Origin of the sequence: Nocardia sp. NPDC047038, from assembly GCF_040644075.1 — a bacterium.
GTDB lineage: Bacteria > Actinomycetota > Actinomycetes > Mycobacteriales > Mycobacteriaceae > Nocardia > Nocardia sichangensis.
This window is the reverse complement of record NZ_JBEYVQ010000003.1, coordinates 194,057-209,857: the sequence shown is the minus strand read 5'-3', so window position 1 is coordinate 209,857 and position 15,801 is coordinate 194,057. Positions and strand designations below refer to the sequence as shown.

Sequence of the window (15,801 nt, the reverse complement as noted above, 5' to 3'; positions counted from 1 at the left end):
GTTCCAACTTACGGCAAGAGTCCTTCACTGCAGCCGCAGCGCCGCCTTGGGGCACTGCGCGACGGCATCCTGGACATCGGCGAGCCGATCGGCGGGCACATCGGCGTTCGCGATGTGCAGCACGTCCTCGTCATCGAGTTCGAACACGTCGGGGGCGATTCCGACACATATTCCATTAGCTTCGCACTGGTCTGGATCGACACTGATCTTCATGGCAACTCCTTTACCACCACTCTGGCCGAAGCCTAACAAGCCGATCCGCTCCACCGGGGCGTCATCGGGAGGATTCAGTATCAATACTGGAACATGTTTCAGTCCATATGCAATGATCGGGGGAACCCGATCCAACGAAGCATGAGGTATAGCCATGCGCATTGCGTACACGCCGCAACAGGAGCAGCTGCGCGCGGAACTGCGCGACTACTTCGCGCGGCTCATCACCCCCGAGCGCCGGGAGGCCCTGAGCGCGCAGACCGGCGAGTACGGGCAGGGCAACGTCTACCGCGAGGTGGTCCAGCAGATGGGCCACGACGGCTGGCTGGCGCTGGGCTGGCCCAAGGAGTACGGCGGCCAGGATCGCCCCACCATGGATCAGCTGATCTTCACCGACGAGGCCGCGATCGCGGGCGCGCCGGTGCCGTTCCTGACCATCAACTCGGTGGCGCCCACGATCATGCACTACGGCAGTGAGGAACAGAAGAAGTTCTTCCTGCCCAAGATCGCGGCCGGTGAACTGCACTTCTCCATCGGCTACTCGGAGCCGGGCGCGGGCACCGATCTGGCCAGCCTGCGCACCACCGCGGTGCGCGACGGCGACGACTACGTGATCAACGGCCAGAAGATGTGGACCAGCCTGATCGCCTACGCCGACTACGTCTGGCTGGCAGTGCGCACCGACCCGACCGCCAAGAAGCACAAGGGCATCAGCATGCTCATCGTGCCGACCACCGCCGAGGGCTTCTCTTGGACGCCCGTGCACACCATGGCCGGGCCGGACACCAGCGCCACCTACTACCAGGACGTGCGGGTGCCCGCGAGCGCGCTGGTCGGCCAGGAGAACGGCGGCTGGGCGCTGATCACCAATCAGCTCAACCACGAGCGCGTCGCGCTCACCTCGGCCGCACCGCTCGCGCTGGCCCTGCGCCAGACCGTCGAGTGGGCGAGCAACACCAAGGCCGGTGACGGCTCCCGCGTGATCGATCGCGAATGGGTGCAGCTCAACCTGGCCAAGGTGCACGCCAAGGTCGAGTACCTCAAGCTGCTGAACTGGGAGATCGCCAGCCGGGCCGACGCGGGCGGCGACGCGGCTCCGCGCCCGTGGGACGCCTCCACCTGCAAGGTGTACGGCACCGAGCTGGCCACCGAGGCGTACCGGTTGCTCATGGAGGTGCTCGGGCCGCAGGCCTACCTGCGCCAGGACTCCCCCGGCGCGGAACTGCGCGGCCGTCTGGAGCGCATGCACCGCGCCGCGCTCATCCTGACCTTCGGCGGCGGCACCAACGAGGTGCAGCGCGACATCATCGCCATGACCGCCCTCAAGCAGCCTGCCGCGGCGCGCTGATCGAAAGCAGGTAGAACGCCATGGATTTCACCCCCACCGAAGCCCAACTCGATCTCGGCCGACTGACCGGCGAGGTGTGCGGCAAGCTCGTCACCGCCGACCGGCTGCGCGACCTCGACACCGCAGACGAGCGATTCGATCAGCAGCTGTGGAACTCGCTGGCCGGGACCGGCGTGCTCGCGGCCGCGCTGCCCGAGGCGGTCGGCGGCAGTGACCTCGGCTCGCTCGAGCAGACCGCCATCCTGCGCGAGCTGGGCAAGCACCTCGCGGCCGTGCCGTACCTGTGGTCGATCGCGCTCGGCGCGGGCGCGCTGGCGCGGTTCGGTTCCGCGGCGCAACAGGAGCTGGCCACCCGGGCGGGCGCGGGCAGCGTCATCCTGACGGTCGCGCTGGCCGAGGAGCGCAACTGGGAACCCGCCGCACCCACCACCACCGCGGTGGAGACCGAGGACGGCTGGCGGCTGACCGGCGCGAAGACCACCGTGCCCTTCGCGAACCGGGCCGAGCGAATTCTGGTGCCCGCCACCGTCTCGGGGACCACCGCGGTGTTCCTGGTCGATCCCGCGGCGGCGACCGTGACCGCGCAGCAGGTGGTCGACCGTAGCCCTGAATTCGCGGTCGAACTCACCGATACCCCCGGCGAACTCGTCGGCACGGCGGACAGTGGCGCGGAGATCCTGGACTGGATCCTCACTCGCGCCTGGCTCGGTCTGAGCGCCCTACAGCTCGGCACTCTGGAACGCGCGCTCGAGCTGGTCGCCGACTACGCCAGGGAGCGCGAGCAGTTCGGCAAGGCGGTCGGCAGCTTCCAGGCGGTGGCGCAGCGGCTCGCCGACGCCTACATCGACGTCCAAGGCCTGCGCCTGGCGGTCACCCAAGCGGCATGGCTGCTGTCGGAGGACCTGCCCGCCGCCGAAGCGGTGCACACCGCCAAGTTCTGGGCCGCCGACGCGGGCCACCGCGTTGCGCACACCGTCGTCCACGTGCACGGCGGCGTCGGCATCGACCGCGACCACATCGCGCACAACTACTTCACCGCCGCCAAACACAACGAGTTCGCCCTCGGCGCGGGCACCGACCACCTCCGCGCCCTCGGCGCGTTGCTGGCAGGCTGAGCGCGGCACGGCAGACCGATCGGCCCGCACGACAGCACGTCGTGCGGGCCGATTTCGTTGCGCGCTGATTTCACTCAGTCGGGATGGATGTCAGGTAGCGCTGGAGGGTGGGCGCGACCTCGGCGATGATCTGGTCGCGGGTCAGGGCTACGACCGGGGGCAGGCACAGGACATAGCGGCACAGGGCGAGGCCGAGCATCTGCGTGACGATCAGACCTCCCCTGCGTGGAGCGTCGGCGGGATCCCCGAAACGCAGGACGGCGGGCAGTATCTGCTGGGTGAAGATGGCGCGGACGCGTTCGGCCACGGCCTCGTCGGTGATCGACGAGCGCAGCAGCGTCAGCAGCACCTCTCTGTTCGGCTGCTCTTCCCAGATCTCGAAGAAGCGGCGCACCAACTGCTCGCCCAGGGTGTCCGGGTCCGCGGAGCCGAGGTCGGGCAGATCGAGACGGACGTCGACCGCCGCCGCGAAGAGGCCGTCTTTGCTGCCGAAGTACCGCATGACCATGGACGGGTCGATGTCCGCGTCCGCGGCGATGGCGCGGATGGTCGCCTTGCGGAAGCCTTCGGCGGCGAATCGGGCACGGGCCGCTTCCAGAATCGCCGCACGCGTCGCGTCCGAGCGCCGAGCGGGGGCTTGATCAGGCTCTACGGTCATGCCAACAAGTGTAGGCCAACAACTGTTGACTTACTAGCGCGGCCCGCGCTACGGTTATGTCAACAAACGTTGGCCTACAAACGTTGACCTGAGGAGTTCCGATGAACGCCACCCCGAACCCGCTGCCCGCCACCACCTCCGTCGTGATCGTCGGCGCGGGTCCCGCCGGACTCACCGCCGCCATCACCCTGGCCGACGCGGGGGTGGATTTCGTCCTGCTGGACCGGCTGAGCGAAGGCGCGAACACCTCGCGCGCCGCGGTCGTGCACGCCAGGACGCTGGAAGTGCTCGAGCAGCTCGGCATCGCGGACGAACTGGTCGCGACGGGCGACATCGTCGCGCGCTTCACCGTCCACGACGGCGGGCACACCTTGGCGACCATCGGGTTCGACGGGCTGCCGACCCCCTACCCCTACACCTTGATGACACCGCAGGACACCACCGAGGCGGTGCTGCTGAAGCGGCTGCGGAAAGCCGGCGGCGACGTGCGGCGGCCGTACCAGGTCACCCGGGTCGTGGAGGAGAACGCCGGAGTCACGGTCGAATACACCGACGAGGCGGGCGCGCCCGGCAGCATGCGCGCCGACTACGTCATCGGAACCGACGGCATGCACAGCATCGTCCGCGAGCAGGCGGGCATCGGATTCACCGGCGCGACCTACCCGGAATCCTTCGTCCTCGCCGACGTGCGGATGGATTGGCCGATCGCGCGCGACGAAGTCGCCTTGCATCTCTCACCGGAGGGCGTCATGGTGGTCGCGCCGCTCCCTGACGAGAAGGAGCCGAACCGCTTCCGCGTGGTCGCGACCCTGGAAACGGCGCCCGAGCACTCGACCACCGAGGACCTCCAGAAGCTCCTGGACGCCCGCGGCCCCGGCGGCACGGTTCGGGTGCACGAGGTGCTGTGGAGCTCGCGATTCCGCGTGCACCACCGCGTCGCCGACCACTACCGCAGCGGCCGCGTCCTGCTCGCCGGGGACGCAGCCCATGTGCACAGCCCGGCGGGCGGCCAGGGTATGAACACCGGAATCCAAGACGCCGCCACCCTCGGCCCGCTGCTGGCCCGCGTGCTGGCCGGCGAGCCGGACACCTTGCTGGACGACTACGAAACCACCCGCCGCCCCGTCGCGCTCGGCGTCGTCTCGTTCACCGACCGCATGACCAAGATGGCCACCCTGCGCGCACGCCCCGCCCGCACCCTGCGCAACCTGACCCTCACCACCCTGGCCCGCATCCCCACCTTCCGCCACCGCCTCGCCTACCAACTGTCCGAACTCGCCAACCGCTGAACTACTTCAGAAGTCGCGTAGAATAGTCACATGACCGCGAAGAGCTTTCCCTTCAGCGACCTGATTCGTAAACAGACGTCGGTGTTTCCCGCCTTGGACGACGCCGACGTTATCCTGGAGCGCCGCGATGCGGAGAATCTGGTGCTGTCGCGCTCAGAGCGCTTCGAGGCCAAGGAGACGGCGACGCGACTGCTCGCCCGCACCCTCGCCATAATCGCCCGGTCCAATCGGTCCTTGGCGGAAGAGGTCTTCGCCGAAGAACTCCCCTGGCTGAAATGGTTGCCCGAGACCGGCCGCATCGAGGCGGTGAGCGAACTGCTCGATCAGCTCATCGCCGGTGCCGACACCGGACTTTTCATTCCGTTCGCGCGCGATCTGGCCGCATGGCGGAGCACCGCCGAGATCTACGCTCAGCCAGAACTCGCACGCCGACTGACCGGACCGTTCGACCCGTCGGAATTCACCGAGGTCTCCCGGCCGGGAACGGCGGAATGAAGCTGCACCGAGGCGATGAGGTGCCGCGGCCCAATCCATGGCGAGTCGTCGTACACAGCCTGAATGCCGCGCGCGGATGGGCGGAACTGCTTGCACAGGCACCGGGAAACCTCGATCGCGCATGGGTCGACATCACGGGCGACCCCCGCAGCGCAGCGAATCCTGCCCGTCAGCACCGACTGAAGTATGAGCTCAAATCGGTCAAACTCGGAGGCGCGGAATTGGAGCAATGGCAGTACGAGGTCACCGGAGGCGGACGGATCTGGTACGCGATCGATGACGCCAACCGCACCCTGTACCTCACACTTGCCGGCACAGGGCATCCCCGGCAGACCGATCGACGCCGCTGATGCCGTCATGGTCGGCCACCACGTGAGACGCGGAGGCCGACCACGCGAATGAACCCCTACTTCGCGCTCGCCACGGCGTTGTCGTCGGCGGGACGGGAGAGGGCCTGTTCCTTGGCCCAGCGGTAGTCGGGCTTGCCCGCCGGAGAACGCTTGATCTCGTCGACGAACCACAAGCTGCGGGGGAGTTTGTACGGCGCGATCTCCTGGGTGAGCATGGGGCGGAGCTCTTCCAGGGTGGGGCGGGACTCGCCGCGGCATTGCACGACCGCGACCACTCGCTGGCCCCAGCGCTCGTCCTCGATGCCGACCACGAGCGCGTCGAAGATCTCCGGATGCGTCTTGAGCGCGCCCTCGACCTCCTCGGGGTAGATCTTCTCGCCGCCGCTGTTGATGCTGACCGAACCGCGGCCGAGCATGGTGACCGTGCCGTCCTCCTCGACGCGAGCGAAGTCGCCGGGGATGGCGTAGCGGACGCCGTTGAACTCCTTGAAGGTCGCCGCAGTCTTGACCTCGTCCTTGTAGTAGCCGAGCGGGATGTGCCCGCGCCGGGCCAGGATGCCGACCGCGCCGGAGCCGGGCCGCACCGGGTTGCCGTCCTCGTCGAGCACCTCGGTGGACGCGTCGATCTTCACGCGCGGACCGCCGGTGTGCGTCGCGCCCTTGGCGACGATGGCGATACCGCCGAAACCGGTCTCCGAGGAGCCGATGGAATCGGAGATCATCCGGTTGGGCAACAGCTCGAGGAACTGGTCCTTGAGCGCGGGCGAGAACAGCGCCGCACTGCTGGCCATCACGTACAGGCTCGAAAGATCGTAGGGCTGACCGGTTTCCGGATTGCCCTCGATCAGCGCGTCGAGCATCGGGCGGGCCATGGCGTCACCGGTGATGAAGATCAGATTGATCTTGTGCTGATCGATGGCCTGCCACACGCCGTGCCCGGAGAACTCCGGAAGCATCACGGCTTTGCCGCCGCCGAACAGGCTGTGGAACGTGGCCCACTGCGCTCCGCCGTGGATCATCGGCGGGATCGGGAACCGCACCATCGGCGGGCTGCCAGCACCGACCTTGGCCAGCTCCCACTCGTCCTGGACGTATTCGCCGGTGATGAAGTTGATGCCCGCGCCGAGCACGCGCCACACGTCCTCCTGGCGCCACATCACGCCCTTGGGCATGCCGGTGGTGCCGCCCGTGTAGACCATGTACAGGTCGTCCGGGGAACGCTCGCCGAAGTCGCGCTCGCCCGAGGACTGCGCGATCACCGCCTCGTATTCCACCGAATCGGCTGCGGTGGCGATCGTGCCGGTCGTATCGTCGTCGACGACGATGACGGTGCGCAGCTGCGGGGTCTTGGAACGAACGGCGGCGACCCGGTCGCTGTAGCGCCGCTCGTGGATCAGCGCGACCATGTCCGAGTTGTCGAAGATGTACTGCAACTCGTTCTCGACGTATCGGAAGTTCACGTTGATCATCACGGCCCGCGCCTTGAAGACCGCGACCATGGCCTCGACGGCCTCGATCGTGTTGCGTGAGTAGATACCCACCTTGTCGCCCGGCTGGACTCCCTGTTCTTGCAGGTAGTGAGCGAGACTGTTGGCCCGCTCCTCCAACTGGGCGTAGGTGACCTCGCGGCCGTCGTCGGCCAGCGCGACGCGGTCGGGCATCAGGTCGATGGCATGTTCGACAAGGTCCGCTATGTTGTAGCTCACAGCCATAAAAATAGAACGTGTTACTGTTTCTGACAAGGCTCGAAGTCAGGAGAATCAGCGATGCCGCACTGCCTCGTCGAGAAGCGCGACCACGTCCTCATCGTCACCATGAACCGGCCCGAGGCGCGCAACGCGCTGTCCGGCGAGATGATGGCGATCATGAAAGACGCCTGGAACCAGGTGGACGACGATCCGGACATCCGGGTCGCGATCCTGACCGGCGCGGGCGGCGCGTTCTGCGCGGGCGCCGATCTCAAGGGCATGACCTCCGAGCACCCCGGCGACACCATCGACGGCGGCGGCTGGAATCCGGCCAAGCTCGAGGCGCTGCTCAAGGGACGCAGGCTGACCAAGCCGCTGATCGCGGCGGTCGAGGGCCCCGCCATCGCGGGCGGCACCGAGATCCTGCAAGGCACCGACATCCGCGTGGCCGGGGAGAGCGCGAAATTCGGCGTTTCCGAGGCGCGTTGGGGCCTGTTCCCGCTGGGCGGCTCGGCGGTGCGGCTGGTCCGCCAGATCCCTTACACCGTCGCCGCCGAGATTCTGCTCACCGGACGGCACCTGACCGCCGCCGAGGCCAAGGAGATCGGCCTGATCGGGCACGTGGTGCCGGACGGCACGGCGCTGGACAAAGCGCTGGAGATCGCGGGGCAGATCGCCGCCAACGGCCCGCTGGCCGTGCAGGCCATCCTGCGCACCATCCGCGAGACAGAGGCCATGCCGGAGGAGGACGCCTTCCAGATCGACGCCAAGCTCGGCATGTCCGTATTCCGCTCGGCCGATGCCAAGGAAGGGCCGCGCGCGTTCGCGGAGAAGCGCAAGCCCTCTTTCACCGGAAACTGAGTTCCCGGATCGAGCCCTACGCCCCCGATGCGCGGCCAGTGCACGCGCATCGGGGGCGACCCCTCGCCGGGCTCAGTTCGCGCCCGGGTAATCCATCCAGAACGGCTCCCACTGGTGACCATCCGGGTCGATGAAGGTGCGGCCGTGCATGCCGACCTGCGCCTCCTGCGCTCGCTTGTCCTCGTTCACCTCTTCGGTCGCGCCCGCGGCGAGCGCGGCGTCGGTCAGGCTGTCGACCTCCTCGGCGCTGCCGAGCGCGAGCGCGTACGCGGCGTTGATCGCCGTTTTCGTGTCGGCCACCGGACGCTTGCTGAAGGTGGTGAAGAAATCCCTGATGAGCAGCATCAGGCAGATGTTGTCGTCCACCACGATGCAGGCGGCGTTGTCGTCGGTGAACTCCTGGTTGACCTTCCAGCCCAGCGCCTCGTAGAACGCCATCGATCGGTGCAGATCGGCGACCGGGAGATTGATGAAGATCATCTTGCTGCTCATGGCCTCTTCCTCTCGAGCAAATTCTTTTCGTGTCACCGGATATGACGGTCCGCGAGCGGTCGATTCATCGCCGCGACGACCGTGACACGTCCCACAGGCCGCACAGGTTTAATGATCTTGATCAGCGCGGTACTCGAGTTGAAGAGCCTGTTTCTTGTCGGTGGCCTGTGGCAGGGTGACACCCATGAACGACTCGCCCGGCTCCCCCGCCGGCCTCGCTCCCGATCTGCTCGCCGCGTTCGAGACCCATCGCAAGGAGCTGTGCGCGTACGCCTACCGCATGCTCGGCTCCTCCTTCGAAGCGGAGGACGCGGTGCAGGAGACCCTCACCCGGGCGTGGAAGTCCTACGACTCGTTCGAGGGCCGCGCCAGCCTCCGCTCCTGGCTGTACAAGATCACGACGAACGTCTGCCTCGACATGCTCGACGGTCCGCAGCGCCGCGCCAGGCCGATGGATCTGTCCGGTCCGTCGCGGCCGGATTCGCCGTTGCCCGCGCCCCAACCGGATTACGTCTGGATCGAGCCGATCCCGAACGCCCTGGCCTTCGGCGCTGATCCGGCCGAGCACGCCAGCGCCAAGGACACGCTGCGCCTGGCCTTCGTCGCCGCCTGCCAGCACCTGCCCGCCACCCAGCGCGCGATCCTGATCATGCGCGAGGTGCTGCGTTTCTCCGCCAACGAGACCGCCGAGGCGCTCACCATGTCGCCCGCGTCGGTCAACAGCGCGCTGCAACGAGCGCGCGCCACCATGTCCAAGGTCCAGCCCGCGGCCACCGACACCTACGACGAGACCGACGACGACCAGCGCAGACTCGTCGACAATTTCGTCAAAGCGTTCGAGGCCTACGACATGGACACCCTCACCACCTTGCTGAAAACGGATGTGGCACTGTCCATGCCGCCGATCGAGCTGTGGATCTCGGGCCCGGAGAACGTGGCCGCGTTCATGCTCGGCACCGGAAGCGCCTGCCGCGATTCGCGATTGGTCCGGCTGGCGGGCGCCAACGGCCTGCCCGCCTTCGGCCACTACAAGCCGGGCGACGAGCCGGGCGTGTGGGTACCGTGGTCGATCACGGTGCTGGAACTCGACGGCGACACCATCGCCGGGCTGAACTTCTTCCTGGACACCGAGAAGTTGTTCCCACTGTTCGGCCTCGCGCCTCAACTGCGCGAGAGCATCTGACCCGAGGCGCCCTTAGCGGCATAAGCGCCGTGGATGCGTCGTGTGAACAGCACCGCTTCGAGCCCTGCTGTTCGGGCGCGAGTAGGCGCCGCCGTCCTCTTGCACCGTGCGCGAAGATCGACGCGGAGAAGGTTCCCGAACCGCTGACCAGCGAATCCCCCTGCACGGTCACGGTCGGGGCGTACGGGCGTCCAGCGCCTTGCGGATCAGCTCCCGTGCTGCTTCGCCGGTCACGGACTGACCGGCCAGGACATCGAACGTCCGGTGATACACCGCTATCTCTCGCGGCTGAGTGATCGACAGCTCTGCTGTTATGTTTTCGACCAGGACACGGCTCGAATCGAACATCAGAAACGACGTGGTAGCCGTCTCGAACGGTGCCAGCATCGGCACGATACCGAGCGTCACACGTGGCATACCTTGGACAGCTAAGAGCCGGTCGAGCTGGCCGACCATCGTCTGAGCGTCGCCAACGGTGGTATACAACGCTTGTTCACCAAGGACGAAGTGGAACAAGTGATCCCGCTGATACAAGACTTGTTGCCGCTGCAACCGCTTGGATACACCCGCGTCCAGATCGTTCGGAATCTGCTGGAACTCGATCACCTTCCGCAGGATGCCCGCCGCGTAGTCGGCGGTCTGTAGAAGACCGGGAACCAAGACCGGTTCGAACGATCGGATGATCCGAGCTTCGGATTCCCACTTGATCGACGCTTGCTGTCTGCGCTTGGTTCCGGTACCGAGAATCTTCCGCCACTCGAGGTACGCGGTATCGATGCTCTGCCGCGCCGCGTGGAGGTCTGCTAGCTGGTCACCCGCGTTGCAGTGTCGGCAGTACACCGAGATGTCCTCTAGAGACGGGCGTATCCGGCCGTATTCGATCTTTGAGACCTTGCTTGGGTCCCATCCGCTACGGCGTGCCAACTCCGCACCGGACAACCCGGCGGCAACGCGAATACCTCGGAGTTGCGCCCCGAGATACTCGCGCTGCTGGTCAACTGAACCGGTCACTGGGTGACGTACTCCGGAAACGAAGTGGCAAGAGGCCAGAACCGGGCTCGGAGCCCGCGACAGTACGCGGCAATGTGCGGGTCGGTAGTTGCCGCACCGGACCAACCTCCGGACTCCCCGAACGCTGAGAAGACCACTGTTTCGTCATCAAGTAGCCAGTAGTCATCCGAAGGGACTTCCCCGGCATGATGCCGGGGTAGATATCGAATGTCTTCGCCTGCCCGTACATTGAGCGCTGCCACGGCAAGCGCGAACCGGGTGTAGTCGGTGTGCGGTTCGGTGACGATTCGTACCCGTGTGACCGCTACACCCCGGCTGGTCGTCTCCTGTATCAGCTCGGTCCACGGCTGGAACCATGCGTAGTCATCCGGCTCGTCTGCCAGGAATCGCCGGAACGGTTCATGCTCGTTCGGTTCGGCGTAAGTGTCGAGCACTTCGAGATGAAACGCTTCCCGCTTGCAGGTCCGGAGTAGGTCCGGGAACCCTTCATCGGGCACTAGCAGCACCGTAGAATGTCCTTTCTAGCTTCGGAACCTCTATAGCGGTTTCGTCGTCCGCGATGTCGAGCTGGGCGAGTAGTTCCGGTTCAGTGACCGGCCGACCGGTGAGCCGGAATGTTCCCCGGCCGGTGTCGGTCAACGTCGCACCGATGAACGTATCCGGTTCCAAGAACCCGAGTAGCAGGTGTGGCAACTCGACTGTATCGGCCCGGTCCGTTTTCCATGCTTGGACGACGTACCCGCCGGGATCATTCGCCAGCAAAGTAGGGCACCCGTTGTTGGTGCTTCCGCCTTTGCCAAGGAAACGTAACGGCATCTGTGTACCTCCGGATTGTGTCGTGCACGAGATTGCACGTACAGAACCGATTGTGGCTCAGTGATACCAGGTAGGCACTGGAAATCTTTGACTCGTGCACGATTGAGCACGATCGTGGACCGGCGCGGTAGACGATTCGTACCGTCGGAGTCGGCCCCCGTGACATGTGCCGCGAACCGGTCACGGGGTGCCTACCACTTGCCTACTACAGGGGGTTGAGATGACCGCAGACGGAGTCCAACAACGCAGGCGCACAGAGCTTTACCCGTTCCCTGGTGGCGTGTTCGAACGGTGGGGTGACACCGGCGAGGCAGAGCCGGGCGTGTATGTCGAGTTCCACCACAGCCGGCAGTCGTGTAACGATGCTCGGGCGTTCGGCCCTGGTGAAGCGGAACGACTCGGTTCGGCGGACGACGAGACGGAGCCCGCGTGATGGGGTTGTTCATAGCCTTCGCTGTCCCGCTGGTCGCGTTCTTCGCGGTGGTGTTCTGGCCTCAGCGGATACCGAAACAGGGGCGGGACCGGATCGAACGCGAAGATACGCGTCAGCAAGGCGGTATCTAGATGACCGGCGAGGGTCTTCCGGAACGTGATCCCGGTACGAGATCGGGTCTGTTTCTTCTCTCCAGCTTTGACGAGTGGGAACCTCCAACGCCCGATCTTCTGGAGCGAGTTAGGTCCGGTCTGACATCGAAATCGGGGAATAACCGTTGAAAACCATTACTGGGCTGATCGCTGCGGCTGTGCTGATCGGCATGAGTCCAGCGGCTACCGGCACGGCCCACGCCGCCCGCAGTTGCGATTTCGAGTTCACGCACTCGGTGCCGACAGTGCTACCGCCCCAGATCACGGGCGACGGTATTGCCGCGTGTGATGTCCCGCCGGACGAACACATAGTCGTCTTGGCGTTGCAGCACGAGGAGGGCGGTCGGTGGGAGGTTGTCTCTACCCGAACCGATTCGACTATCCCCCCACCGTTCCGGGGCGGTGGACACTCCTACGCGGTGTCGGCCGCGTGCTACGCCGGGAAGTGGCGTGTCAGCGTCGGTATACGCGGCAAGATTCAGGGGCACCAGTTCACCTACAACAACGCATCCGGCACGGTAGAGGTCCCGACCTCCAAGTGCCCTGACTGGTTCTGACCAGAGGAGCGGTATGTCTACCACGGAACCCCCCGGCGCACTCGACAAGGAAACATCGGTGCGGCTACGAGACCAGCTCCAACAGATCACAGAGGAAGCGGGCCGCTACCTCGGTCCCGAGCACCGGGCCATAGCCGCATTGATCCAAGCTGCACGGGAGTTGGCCCTAGCCACCTTCCCCACGTCGGGGCGGTACGCCGAGTACACACCGGACGAGTGAGCCGGAGCGGAATCGAGACGACGTAAGCCCCCAGAGTCCGATCTCGCGGGGACGCGAATGCGCCCTTCACGGGAATCGTGAAGGGCGCATTCGCTTTCGGCGTCGTCGCGCGGCCGGGTCACAGCCCCAGCGGCCCGGCTGCGCGGCGCGCCTAGCGTCTGCCGGACGTGGGCCGGGCGCTGCCCGACAGCCGTCCGTCCGGCGGCGGGTCTCAGGACGCGGGGATATACCGCTCCCGCAGCTTGCGCTTGTAGAGCTTGCCGTTCGGATCGCGCGGCAGCTCGGGCAGATAGTCGATCGACTTGGGCATCTTGTACTTCGCCAATTGCGTGGCGGCGAAAGCGAGAAGCTCCTCGGTGAGCGCCTCGTCGCCCTCGGCTCCGTCGACGGGCTGCACGACCGCCTTCACTTCCTGGCCCCAATCCGGATGCGGGACGCCGAAAACCGCGACGTCGGCGACCTTCGGGTGGGTGATCAGGACGTTCTCGACCTCCGCCGGGTAGATGTTCACACCGCCGGACAGGATCAGGTCCGAGCGCCGGTCGTGCAGGTAGAGGTAACCGTCCTCGTCGAGGTGGCCGATGTCGCCGACGGTGAACAGGTCGCCGACGCGCGAGTCCTCGGTCTTGGCCTTGTCGTGGTGGTACTCGAAACTCGACGCGCCCATGCGCATGTAGACCAGGCCGGGTTCGCCGACCGGCACCTCGGAGCCGTCCTCTTCGCTCAGCACTTTGATCACCGACCACGGCCACGCCTTGCCGACCGAGCCCGGCTTGCGCAGCCAGTCGGCGCCGTTGATCACCGTGCCGCCACCTTCGGTGGCCGCGTAGTACTCGGTGACCGTCGGGCCCCACCATTCGAGCATCTGCCGCTTGGTCTCCTGCGGGCAGGGCGCGGCGCCGTGCACCATGCTGCGCAGGGAGGACACGTCGTACTTGGCGCGCACCTCCTCCGGCAAGGCCAGCAGCCGGTGGAACTGAGTGGGCACCATGTGGCTGTGCGTCACCCGGTGCTTGTCGATCAGCCGCAGCATCTCCTCGGCGTCCCAGCGATCCATCAGAACCAGCTTGTGGCCCAGGTTGATCGAGATGGTGGCGAAGTTCAGCACCGCCGTGTGGTACAGCGGCGAGCCGCAGATGTGCACGTGGTCGTCGTAGGGCGTGAGTTCGAACAGGCCGAAGAACGCGGTGGTGTGCGGCGGGACCACATCGGGGTCCGCGCCGGTGAGCGGCCGCCGGACGCCCTTGGGCCGTCCCGTGGTTCCCGAGGTGTAGAGCATCGGCGCGCCGGTGCTGCGGTCGGACGGACGGCCGGTGTCGGCGGCGCCGAGCCAGGCCACCGACTTGAAGCCCTCGATCTCGCCCACCGCGAAGCGCGCCGTCGCGGGCAACCCCGCCTCGTCGGCGGCGGCCTTGGCCGCGGCGGCGAAACGATCGCTGGCGATGAACGCCTTCGCCTCGCTGTCGGCCAGGATGTAGGCGACTTCCGGACCGGTGAGATGCCAGTTCACCGCGACGATGTACAACCCCGACTGGTAGGCCGCGAAGTACGCCGCGATCGCCTCCACGCAGTTGTGCACCATGCTCACCAGCACGTCACCGGTTTTCAGGCCGAGCCCGCGCAGGCCGGTGGCGTAACGATTGGCGAGCGTGGCCAATTCGCGATACGTCACCTCCCGGCCCCAGGGATCGACCATCGCGATCCGGTCGGGTTCGGCTTCGGCGATGTTCCACAGACCGAGGATTTTCACTGGCTCCGGTACGGGGGGATTGTGCGGAGCCGACGGGGCGGGTGAGGCAGTCACCCCATTGAATCTAGAACGTGTTCTACTGTTCGACAAGGGGTGCGAGCCGATGCAATTGCGCGACATCGGGAACCGACACCAGCATCATCGTGACGCCCGCGGCCTCCCAGACCCGCAGCTGTTTGCGGACATGCTCCTCGTCTCCGATGATCGCGGTGTCCAGAATCAGCTCGTCCGGCACCGCCGCCGCGGCCTCCGCCTTCTTGCCCGACTGGAACAACTTGCCGATCTCGTCGACCTCACGGTCGTACCCCATGCGCCGGTACACCTGGGCGTGGAAGTTCAACTCCGGCGCGCCCATGCCGCCGATGTAGAGCGCCATGATCCAGCGCATCCGCTCCAGCTCGCCCGCCGGGTCGTCGGTGATCACCACCTGACAACTCGCGGCGATCTCGAAGTCCTCCCTACTGCGCCGCGCACCCGCCCGCGCGAAGCCCTCGTCGAGCCACTCGTCGTACATACCGGCCAGCCGGGGCGCGTAGTAGATGGCCAGCCAGCCATCGGCGATCTCGGCGGTGAGCGCCACGTTCTTCGGCCCCTCCGCACCAAGCCAGATCGGCAAATCCGCACGTAGCGGATGGACGATCGGCTTCAGCGGCTTGCCGAGCCCGATCGAACCCGGCCCGGTGTAGGGCAGCGGGTAGTGCGGGCCGTCGCTGGTGACCGGCGCCTGCCTGGCCAGCACCTGGCGCACGATCCCGACGTACTCACGGGTGCGCTGCAACGGCTTGGCGAACGGCTGGCCATACCAGCCTTCCACCACCTGCGGACCCGAGACGCCCAAGCCGAGAATGGCGCGGCCACCGCTGAGATGGTCGAGGGTGAGCGCGTGCATGGCGGTCGCCGCAGGCGTGCGCGCCGACATCTGCACCACCGACGTACCCAGGCGCACCCGCCGTGTGGCCGAACCCCACCAGGTGAGCGGACCGAAGGCATCCGACCCCCATGACTCGGCGGCGAAGACGGCGTCGAACCCGGCTTCCTCGGCCGCCACCACCAGCTCCCCCGCGTTCGCGGGCGGCTGGGCCATCCAGTACCCGAGTTGCAATCCGAACTTCACGCCGGACCCCTTCCGATCAACTGCTTGCCACCAGAGTTAGAACCTGTTCTACTCGA

Annotated in this window: 17 protein-coding genes; 9 read left to right on the top strand and 8 right to left on the bottom strand. The window is 66.4% G+C overall.

Annotated elements, in window-relative coordinates; translation table 11 throughout:
• Positions 1-24 precede the first annotated feature (24 nt).
• On the bottom strand, positions 25-213 hold the full coding sequence (locus ABZ824_RS14490; RefSeq protein WP_355076896.1) for a ferredoxin: 189 nt from the start codon (positions 211-213) through the stop codon (positions 25-27).
• Positions 214-367: 154 nt separating this feature from the next.
• On the opposite strand from ABZ824_RS14490, the gene ABZ824_RS14485 reads away from it, so the two are divergent.
• Together ABZ824_RS14485 and ABZ824_RS14480 are read left to right on the top strand one after the other, a co-directional pair.
• The gene (locus ABZ824_RS14485) at positions 368-1,561 is read left to right on the top strand and encodes an acyl-CoA dehydrogenase family protein (RefSeq protein WP_356963637.1); all 1,194 of its coding nucleotides are present in this window, start codon (positions 368-370) and stop codon (positions 1,559-1,561) included.
• A 20-nt stretch (positions 1,562-1,581) separates the two neighbouring features.
• Positions 1,582-2,676 carry an acyl-CoA dehydrogenase family protein gene (locus ABZ824_RS14480; protein ID WP_356963636.1) on the top strand — a complete coding sequence of 365 codons (1,095 nt, stop codon included), beginning with the start codon at positions 1,582-1,584 and terminating at the stop codon, positions 2,674-2,676.
• A gap of 70 nt (positions 2,677-2,746) precedes the next feature.
• Here ABZ824_RS14480 and ABZ824_RS14475 read toward each other — a convergent pair whose 3' ends face one another.
• Positions 2,747-3,334 (bottom strand): TetR family transcriptional regulator, encoded by a 588-nt coding sequence (locus tag ABZ824_RS14475; RefSeq protein ID WP_356963635.1) that lies wholly within the window; start codon positions 3,332-3,334, stop codon positions 2,747-2,749.
• A gap of 101 nt (positions 3,335-3,435) precedes the next feature.
• Here ABZ824_RS14475 and ABZ824_RS14470 point away from each other — a divergent pair, with 101 nt between their 5' ends.
• From ABZ824_RS14470 to ABZ824_RS14460, 3 genes are read left to right on the top strand one after another with little or no spacing between them, the layout of a single operon-like run.
• The gene (locus ABZ824_RS14470; protein WP_356963634.1) at positions 3,436-4,623 is read left to right on the top strand and encodes an FAD-dependent monooxygenase; all 1,188 of its coding nucleotides are present in this window, start codon (positions 3,436-3,438) and stop codon (positions 4,621-4,623) included.
• Positions 4,624-4,653: 30 nt separating this feature from the next.
• A complete protein-coding gene (locus tag ABZ824_RS14465) occupies positions 4,654-5,118 on the top strand; it encodes a hypothetical protein (RefSeq protein WP_356963633.1) in 465 nt (154 codons plus the stop codon).
• The gene (locus ABZ824_RS14460) at positions 5,115-5,468 is read left to right on the top strand and encodes a hypothetical protein (protein ID WP_356963632.1); all 354 of its coding nucleotides are present in this window, start codon (positions 5,115-5,117) and stop codon (positions 5,466-5,468) included. The genes ABZ824_RS14465 and ABZ824_RS14460 overlap by 4 nt, the downstream gene beginning before the upstream one ends.
• A 56-nt stretch (positions 5,469-5,524) precedes the next feature.
• On the opposite strand, the gene ABZ824_RS14455 is transcribed toward ABZ824_RS14460, so the two are convergent.
• A complete protein-coding gene (locus ABZ824_RS14455) occupies positions 5,525-7,174 on the bottom strand; it encodes an acyl-CoA synthetase (protein ID WP_356963631.1) in 1,650 nt (549 codons plus the stop codon).
• A gap of 60 nt (positions 7,175-7,234) precedes the next feature.
• Between ABZ824_RS14455 and ABZ824_RS14450 the strand changes: the two genes are divergently transcribed.
• Entirely contained in the window at positions 7,235-8,017 is a 783-nt protein-coding gene (locus ABZ824_RS14450) for a crotonase/enoyl-CoA hydratase family protein (RefSeq protein WP_355076882.1), read from the top strand.
• Between the two features lie 72 nt (positions 8,018-8,089).
• Here ABZ824_RS14450 and ABZ824_RS14445 read toward each other — a convergent pair whose 3' ends face one another.
• On the bottom strand, positions 8,090-8,509 hold the full coding sequence (locus ABZ824_RS14445; RefSeq protein WP_356963630.1) for a VOC family protein: 420 nt from the start codon (positions 8,507-8,509) through the stop codon (positions 8,090-8,092).
• 184 nt (positions 8,510-8,693) lie between these two features.
• On the opposite strand from ABZ824_RS14445, the gene ABZ824_RS14440 reads away from it, so the two are divergent.
• Positions 8,694-9,692, top strand: coding sequence for a sigma-70 family RNA polymerase sigma factor (locus ABZ824_RS14440; protein ID WP_356963629.1), 999 nt, complete (start codon positions 8,694-8,696; stop codon positions 9,690-9,692).
• Between the two features lie 168 nt (positions 9,693-9,860).
• Here the strand turns inward: ABZ824_RS14440 and ABZ824_RS14435 are convergent, their stop codons facing one another.
• Both ABZ824_RS14435 and ABZ824_RS14430 read right to left on the bottom strand, forming a co-directional pair.
• Positions 9,861-10,703 carry a helix-turn-helix transcriptional regulator gene (locus ABZ824_RS14435; protein ID WP_356963628.1) on the bottom strand — a complete coding sequence of 281 codons (843 nt, stop codon included), beginning with the start codon at positions 10,701-10,703 and terminating at the stop codon, positions 9,861-9,863.
• Positions 10,700-11,200 (bottom strand): DUF6879 family protein, encoded by a 501-nt coding sequence (locus ABZ824_RS14430; protein ID WP_356963627.1) that lies wholly within the window; start codon positions 11,198-11,200, stop codon positions 10,700-10,702. Before ABZ824_RS14430 ends, ABZ824_RS14435 begins: the two co-directional genes overlap by 4 nt.
• A 751-nt stretch (positions 11,201-11,951) precedes the next feature.
• Here ABZ824_RS14430 and ABZ824_RS14425 point away from each other — a divergent pair.
• Positions 11,952-12,083, top strand: coding sequence for a hypothetical protein (locus tag ABZ824_RS14425; protein WP_356963626.1), 132 nt, complete (start codon positions 11,952-11,954; stop codon positions 12,081-12,083).
• A gap of 591 nt (positions 12,084-12,674) precedes the next feature.
• On the top strand, positions 12,675-12,881 hold the full coding sequence (locus ABZ824_RS14420) for a hypothetical protein (protein WP_063022326.1): 207 nt from the start codon (positions 12,675-12,677) through the stop codon (positions 12,879-12,881).
• Between the two features lie 211 nt (positions 12,882-13,092).
• Here ABZ824_RS14420 and ABZ824_RS14415 read toward each other — a convergent pair whose 3' ends face one another.
• Both ABZ824_RS14415 and ABZ824_RS14410 read right to left on the bottom strand, forming a co-directional pair.
• Positions 13,093-14,685 (bottom strand): acyl-CoA synthetase, encoded by a 1,593-nt coding sequence (locus ABZ824_RS14415; protein WP_356963625.1) that lies wholly within the window; start codon positions 14,683-14,685, stop codon positions 13,093-13,095.
• 22 nt (positions 14,686-14,707) lie between these two features.
• On the bottom strand, positions 14,708-15,745 hold the full coding sequence (locus ABZ824_RS14410) for an LLM class F420-dependent oxidoreductase (protein ID WP_355076864.1): 1,038 nt from the start codon (positions 15,743-15,745) through the stop codon (positions 14,708-14,710).
• Positions 15,746-15,801: the final 56 nt, after the last annotated feature.

What these genes read in the sequence shown, in the direction of transcription:
- ABZ824_RS14445 (WP_356963630.1), bottom strand. Translation starts at nt 8,509, where the DNA reads ATGAGCAGCAAGATGATCTTCATCAATCTCCCGGTCGCCGATCTGCAC.
- ABZ824_RS14470 (WP_356963634.1), top strand. Translation starts at nt 3,436, where the DNA reads ATGAACGCCACCCCGAACCCGCTGCCCGCCACCACCTCCGTCGTGATC.
- ABZ824_RS14450 (WP_355076882.1), top strand. Translation starts at nt 7,235, where the DNA reads ATGCCGCACTGCCTCGTCGAGAAGCGCGACCACGTCCTCATCGTCACC.
- ABZ824_RS14480 (WP_356963636.1), top strand. Translation starts at nt 1,582, where the DNA reads ATGGATTTCACCCCCACCGAAGCCCAACTCGATCTCGGCCGACTGACC.
- ABZ824_RS14440 (WP_356963629.1), top strand. Translation starts at nt 8,694, where the DNA reads ATGAACGACTCGCCCGGCTCCCCCGCCGGCCTCGCTCCCGATCTGCTC.
- ABZ824_RS14485 (WP_356963637.1), top strand. Translation starts at nt 368, where the DNA reads ATGCGCATTGCGTACACGCCGCAACAGGAGCAGCTGCGCGCGGAACTG.
- ABZ824_RS14475 (WP_356963635.1), bottom strand. Translation starts at nt 3,334, where the DNA reads ATGACCGTAGAGCCTGATCAAGCCCCCGCTCGGCGCTCGGACGCGACG.
- ABZ824_RS14460 (WP_356963632.1), top strand. Translation starts at nt 5,115, where the DNA reads ATGAAGCTGCACCGAGGCGATGAGGTGCCGCGGCCCAATCCATGGCGA.
- ABZ824_RS14465 (WP_356963633.1), top strand. Translation starts at nt 4,654, where the DNA reads ATGACCGCGAAGAGCTTTCCCTTCAGCGACCTGATTCGTAAACAGACG.
- ABZ824_RS14425 (WP_356963626.1), top strand. Translation starts at nt 11,952, where the DNA reads ATGGGGTTGTTCATAGCCTTCGCTGTCCCGCTGGTCGCGTTCTTCGCG.
- ABZ824_RS14490 (WP_355076896.1), bottom strand. Translation starts at nt 213, where the DNA reads ATGAAGATCAGTGTCGATCCAGACCAGTGCGAAGCTAATGGAATATGT.
- ABZ824_RS14420 (WP_063022326.1), top strand. Translation starts at nt 12,675, where the DNA reads ATGTCTACCACGGAACCCCCCGGCGCACTCGACAAGGAAACATCGGTG.